We start from the raw sequence: 6359 nt of genomic DNA, 5'->3' as shown, positions 1-6359 counted from the left end.
GGTTATACCAATCTAGAGTTAGCAGGGTTAATGCCAGTTTTTTATTTGTTTAAATTCAATGGGTTATGTATTTTTGCGTTGAAGTGATGCATCTTATTGGTGCATTTTGAACTAAAAGTGTGAGCTGGATCGATTTTGAGCAGTATGGTGATAAAAAATCCCCAACACAGAGCGTGTTGGGGATGCTATCGTGAAGATTGATGTATTACAGGATGCGCATGCCAGCTTGAGCACCTTCATGTGGCTCAAGAATCCATAGCTCGCTGCCACCAGGGCCTGCGGCTAAGATCATGCCTTCTGACATACCAAACTTCATTTTACGCGGTTTGAGGTTCGCTACCATGACAGTGTACTTGCCTACTAACTCTTCGGGTGAATAAGCGGCTTTAATACCTGAAAACACTTGGCGAGTTTCGCCACCAATATCTAATTGGAATTTAAGCAATTTATCTGCTTTTGGCACCGCTTCGCAAGCGATGATCTTAGCAACGCGTAAGTCCACTTTAGCAAAATCATCAAATTCGATTTCAGCTGCAATAGGGTCTTTACTTAGCTCAGTTTCAACTGTGGTTGGTTGCGCGCTCTCAATCGCAGCTTTTTCTGCTGCCGCTTCTTCTTTAGACGCTTCAATCATCGCTTCAACGTGTTTCGGATCAATGCGATTAAACAGCGCTTTGAATGGCGTGAGTGTATGGCTTGTTAATGGTGTTTGTACGCCTTCCCAAGTGAGTTCTTGGTTTAAGAATGCTTCGGTGCGCGCCGCTAGTGCTGGCATTACAGGTTTTAAGTAAGTCATTAACACGCGGAATAGGTTGATGCCCACTGAGCAAATGTCTTGTAGCTCTTGCTCTTGACCTTCTTGTTTAGCCACAACCCAAGGCGCTTTTTCATCCACGTATTGGTTCGCTTTGTCCGCCAATGCGGTGATTTCACGAATAGCACGGTTAAATTCACGGCTTTCGTAAAGATCAGCAATGCGATCCGCTGCTGCGGCAAATTCTGCGTACAGCTCTGGTTCGGCAAAGGTTGCAGATAGCTGATTTTCAAAACGTTTGGTGATGAAGCCTGCATTACGCGATGCCAGGTTGACGATTTTATTGACCACATCGGCGTTCACACGTTGGGTGAAATCCTCAAGGTTTAAATCAAGATCGTCGATACGGCTATTGAGTTTTGCGGCGTAGTAGTAGCGTAAGCATTCTGGGTCTAGGTGGTTTAAGTAAGTGCTTGCTTTGACAAACGTTCCTTTAGACTTCGACATCTTCGCGCCATTGACTGTGACATAACCGTGCACGAATACGTTATTAGGCTTACGGAAACCACTGCCATCAAGCATCGCTGGCCAGAATAGGCTGTGGAAGTAAACAATATCTTTACCGATGAAATGGTACAGTTCGGTTTTACTGTCTTTATTCCAGTATTCGTCAAAGTCTAAGTCATCGCGTTTGTTACATAGGTTTTTAAATGAACCCATGTAGCCGATAGGCGCGTCTAACCACACGTAGAAGAATTTGTTCTTTTCGCCGGGGATTTCAAAGCCAAAGTATGGCGCATCACGTGAAATATCCCACTGTTGCAGGCCGCCTTCGAACCACTCTTGCATTTTATTGGCGGTTTCTGTTTGTAGCGAGCCAGAGCGAGTCCACTCTTTGAGCATGCTTTCAAATTGAGGAAGGTCAAAGAAGAAATGCTCGGAATCCTTCATTACTGGCGTAGCGCCAGAAACGGCCGATTTCGGGTTGATAAGCTCTGTTGGGCTATAGGTTTCGCCACACGCATCGCAGTTATCACCGTATTGATCTTCTGACTTACATTTTGGGCAAGTGCCTTTCACGAAGCGATCAGGCAAGAACATCTCTTTTTCTGGGTCAAACAGCTGAGAAATGGTGCGGCTTGAAATGAAGCCATTTTTTTTCAGCTCAAGATAAATGTGAGAAGCCAGCTCGCGGTTCTCTTCGCTGTGAGTGCTGTGATAATTGTCAAAGCTGATATCAAAACCTGCAAAATCTTTTTGGTGCTCTTCACTTACTGCGGCGATCATCTCTTCAGGTGTAATACCCATCTGTTGTGCTTTAAGCATAATTGGCGTGCCGTGAGCATCGTCTGCACAGATGAAGTTTACAGTGTTGCCGCGTAGGCGTTGGTAACGAACCCAAATGTCAGCTTGGATATGCTCAAGCATATGACCAAGGTGGATCGAACCGTTAGCGTACGGAAGGGCACAAGTTACCAGCAGTTTCCTTGAAGAAACGTTTCTTGGGTCAGTCGCCATACTTAATATTCGCTTTTTTGATAGGTATGAAAAATAGAGACCAATACTACCTTATGCAGCGAGCGACTCCAAGGCGTGAGCCTAAGGAATCCCGCAACTTTTTTGGGGTTCAGTCTGACAATAGAGAGTGATAGCATGAGCAAAAAGGAGAAGCTATGCAGCCGTTCACATCTAAACAAGATTTTTGCGATTGGTTAAACCAATTTGAACACCCTCATCTTATTGCGGGGTGGGCAAACCAACCTCATTGGGTTTCGGTTACAACAGCGGGACGTTTGACGGTTCATATTCCATTTGCCGCTAAAAATCTGCTGGATGAGCTTTCCGAATGGGTCATCTCCAAGCAGCAAACCGATGCGCTTGCTCCATTCAGTGTTGAGATAATCATTGCGCCGAAAGCGCTAGCGACGACGGTCGCTCATAGTGTTAATGGTGTTAAAAATATTATTGCGGTGACTTCAGCCAAAGGGGGCGTCGGCAAATCAACCACCGCCGTCAATCTTGCTCTAGCCATTGCTCAATCTGGGGCGAAAGTTGGCTTGTTGGATGCGGATATTTATGGCCCTTCAGTGCCAATGATGCTTGGCAAGCAAGAAGCAAAGCCAGATGTGCGTGATAATAAGTGGATGCAGCCAGTTGAGGCATTTGGCATTTTCAGTCATTCGATTGGCTATCTGGTTGATAAATCTGAAGCGGCGATTTGGCGCGGGCCGATGGCATCGAAAGCACTGGCGCAACTGCTCAATGAAACCGAGTGGCCAGATGTGGATTATCTGGTCATCGACATGCCACCGGGGACAGGTGATATTCAACTCACCTTGTCACAACAAATTCCGGTAACGGGCGCGGTGATAGTCACCACTCCGCAAGATCTGGCACTAGCGGATGCGCGCAAAGGGGCGGCCATGTTCGAAAAAGTCGACGTTCCGGTTATCGGGCTTATTGAAAATATGAGCTATCACATCTGCAGTCATTGTGGAGAGAAAGAGCATATCTTTGGTGTCGGTGGCGCGCAGAAACTGGCCAGTGAATATGGGTTGGCGCTGCTTGCACAAATTCCTCTGCACATTGCCCTGCGTGAAGACATCGACCAAGGTCGTCCTACCGTGGTTGCTCAACCAGAAAGTGAGCATACACAGCGTTACCTTCAACTAGCGGAACGAGTCTGTTCAAGCCTATATTGGCAAGGAAAGCCTAAGCCAGATGCAATCAGTTTTACATTGGTAGACTAGTGTTGGTCCACAGTGCTATGAAAGTAGCACTGTGGTGATCTCTTCTGAAATACGACGAAAACGTTTGCTTGGTAGTTTGTTATTCAAACCTCTTCCAAAGTCTAAATCGAGGCTGGTATCAGGTGGTTGAAGTCCCTATAATCGGGCAGTTTATCTATTTTCATCACCAAACCATCACCGGGTGCAAAAATAATGTCTGAGAATAATCAATGCGTCATCGTAGGTATTGCTGGCGCTTCAGCTTCTGGAAAAAGCCTGATTGCAAGCACGATTTATAACGAACTTCGTGCCAAAGTAGGCGACCACCAAATTGGTGTGATTACGGAAGATTGCTATTACAACGACCAAAGCCATCTCAGTATGGAAGAGCGCGTTAAGACAAACTACGACCACCCGAATGCACTTGACCATGATCTACTTTGCCAACATTTAGAACAATTAACCCGTGGCGAAGCGGTTGAAGTGCCAGAGTACAGCTACACTGAGCATACTCGCACCGCGAATACAACGCTATTAACACCCAAGAAAGTGATTATTTTAGAAGGTATTTTACTGCTGACAGACCCACGTTTACGTGACTTAATGCATGCGACCGTATTTATGGACACTCCGCTGGATATCTGTTTATTACGCCGAGTGAAGCGTGATGTAGAAGAGCGTGGCCGCACCATGGATTCGGTATTGAAGCAATACCAAAAAACGGTTCGCCCTATGTTTATGCAGTTTATCGAACCGTCAAAACAGTACGCGGACATTATCGTTCCTCGTGGTGGTAAAAACCGTATCGCCATTGATGTATTAAAAGCCCACATCGCGAAATTGTTGAAATCTTAACTTTTGTGGTCTTTATTTTTAAGCAGACAAGTGGCACTTTAGGTGCCACTTTCTTTTTCTAATTAAGCAAGGAAAAAGCTGATGAAAAAACTGTTTCTTTTCATTGCCATTATTATCGGTGCGTTAATCGCTGCCGCGCTCGCACTTGTCCTGTTGGTCAATCCTAATCAATTTAAGCCCTTGATTGTAGAACAAGCCAAACAAAAAACGGGGTTGGACTTAGTCATTGAAGGAGATATCAGTTGGCGTTTCTTCCCTTCGCTTGGCTTTGAGCTGGGCAAAACTGAACTCAGAAATCCACAAGGTTTCAGCGCTCCAAACCTGTTTAAAGTCGATCAAGTTGGTATTGAAATTTCGGTGATGCCATTGCTGGATAAGCAACTGGAAATTGGCAACATCCGCCTAAATGGTGCTGAGTTCCATCTTGAAACCCTTAAAGATGGCCGTTCAAACTTAGATAGCTTAACTCAAGCCGCGCCTCAACCTGCCGCCTCTTCCGCCGTAAACGAAACAAAACCAGCACAAGAAGAGACAAGCAGCGTCAATGCGAGCAACCCTGTTCAAGAGTGGACGATTAACTTAGCGGGCGTTAGCGTCGAAAACGCATTACTGGAAATACAAGACCGCAAAGCCGGTACACATACCAAGCTGTATGACGTGGCGGTCAATCTTTCAGAGTTTGCGGTGGATAAATGGACGTCAGCAACTTTTGCCGCCAAAGGTAAAAATAACCAACAAAACTTTGCCGCAGAAGGGCGAGCTGAATTCAAATTAGCCGCTGGTTTCAAGGATTATACGGTGAAGAACGTTGTGTTTGATGCGAGCTTTAGTGACCCATCAAACCAGATTGATTCTGCGAAGATTGAATTAGCCACGTTCGAGTTTGATAAGAAGAATGCGCTGTCATTCAGCGTGAAAGGAAAGGTAGCGGATTTAAAACTTGATGCGAAAGGGAGTGCGCAACTGACTCTCGATAAAGCCATGAGCTTGGTGAAGATTGATACGCTGGTGCTGGATACCAATCTAGAAGGAACCAGTTTGCCACAAAGCCCAATGCAGATCGGTTTAACTTCGAACATTCGTTTTGATCTCTCTAAAAACCAACTGGATGTCTTACTCAGTAAATTAACCGCAAATGCATTAGAATTTGATGGTGATGTCAAAGTGACGTTGGCTGAGATCCCTAAAATCCGCTTCAATATGCATAGCCCGAATATCGATCTGGATGAATTTTTAGGGCTTGCGAATCCAGCAGATGCAAGCAGTGCCGTGAGTGAAAGTAAGGCATCGTCAGGTTCAACGTCAGCTGCACCTACTACGGTGAGCGCTGAAGTGGAACCGGATCTCAGTGCATTAAAAACGTTGGATGTGCAAGGCAAGGTCACCATAGACAAGTTCAAAGCTAATAATGCTCGATTACAGAATGTGCAAACCAGTTTTAGCGTCGATCGTGGAATTATGAATTTAACCTCATTCAGTGCCAACCTTTACCAAGGTACGATTCAAGCGACCGCTCAACTGGATGCAACCAAAGTACCTGCCACTTATAGCGCTAAAAAAAGCGTTAAGGGAGTACAGGTGCTGCCGCTATTAAAAGATGTACTCAATAATGAGATGTTACAAGGTACGGGTAACATTGATGTGGATGTAAAGGGCCGCAGTTTGACGCCAACGGGCATTCAACAAAACCTTGTCGGAACCGTGAACATCAACTTTGCCGATGGTGCAGTCAATGGTATTAACGTTGCTCACCTTATCCGTAGCAATTACGCCAAAATTAAAGGTAAGAAAGTTGATGACGACCCAGTGAAGAAAACCGATTTTAGCGCCATGACCGCTACGCTGAAATTGAACAAAGGGGAAGTCACCACCAATAACCTCGCCATGCAATCACCACTGTTGCGTATTCGTGGTGAGGGTAAAGCGAATTATCTGCAACAAACGGTTGATTTCTTGGTGAGCACTTCTGTGGTGGGAACGCTAGAGGGGCAAGGTGGTAAAGACATCGATGAGCTGCGAGA

4 protein-coding genes are annotated in these 6359 nt (G+C 45.5%); 3 read left to right on the top strand and 1 reads right to left on the bottom strand.

The window, feature by feature from the left end; all coding sequences use genetic code 11:
- Positions 1 to 205 precede the first annotated feature (205 nt).
- Entirely contained in the window at positions 206 to 2272 is a 2067-nt protein-coding gene (metG, locus tag B9J84_RS08550; RefSeq protein WP_013857253.1) for a methionine--tRNA ligase, read from the bottom strand.
- 155 nt (positions 2273 to 2427) lie between these two features.
- Between metG and apbC the strand changes: the two genes are divergently transcribed.
- The 3 genes from apbC to B9J84_RS08535 all read left to right on the top strand — a co-directional run.
- The gene (apbC, locus tag B9J84_RS08545; RefSeq protein WP_017050589.1) at positions 2428 to 3504 is read left to right on the top strand and encodes an iron-sulfur cluster carrier protein ApbC; all 1077 of its coding nucleotides are present in this window, start codon (positions 2428 to 2430) and stop codon (positions 3502 to 3504) included.
- Between the two features lie 192 nt (positions 3505 to 3696).
- Positions 3697 to 4338 carry a uridine kinase gene (udk, locus tag B9J84_RS08540; protein ID WP_010320672.1) on the top strand — a complete coding sequence of 214 codons (642 nt, stop codon included), beginning with the start codon at positions 3697 to 3699 and terminating at the stop codon, positions 4336 to 4338.
- An 81-nt stretch (positions 4339 to 4419) separates the two neighbouring features.
- A partial coding sequence (locus tag B9J84_RS08535; protein WP_094123949.1) for an AsmA family protein occupies positions 4420 to 6359 on the top strand: 1940 nt, incomplete at its 3' end.

The organism is Vibrio sp. V03_P4A6T147, assembly GCF_002241085.1.
Taxonomy (GTDB): Bacteria; Pseudomonadota; Gammaproteobacteria; order Enterobacterales; family Vibrionaceae; genus Vibrio; species Vibrio anguillarum.
Note: the sequence above shows the minus strand (reverse complement) of the source record. Positions and strands in the feature narration are given on the sequence as shown.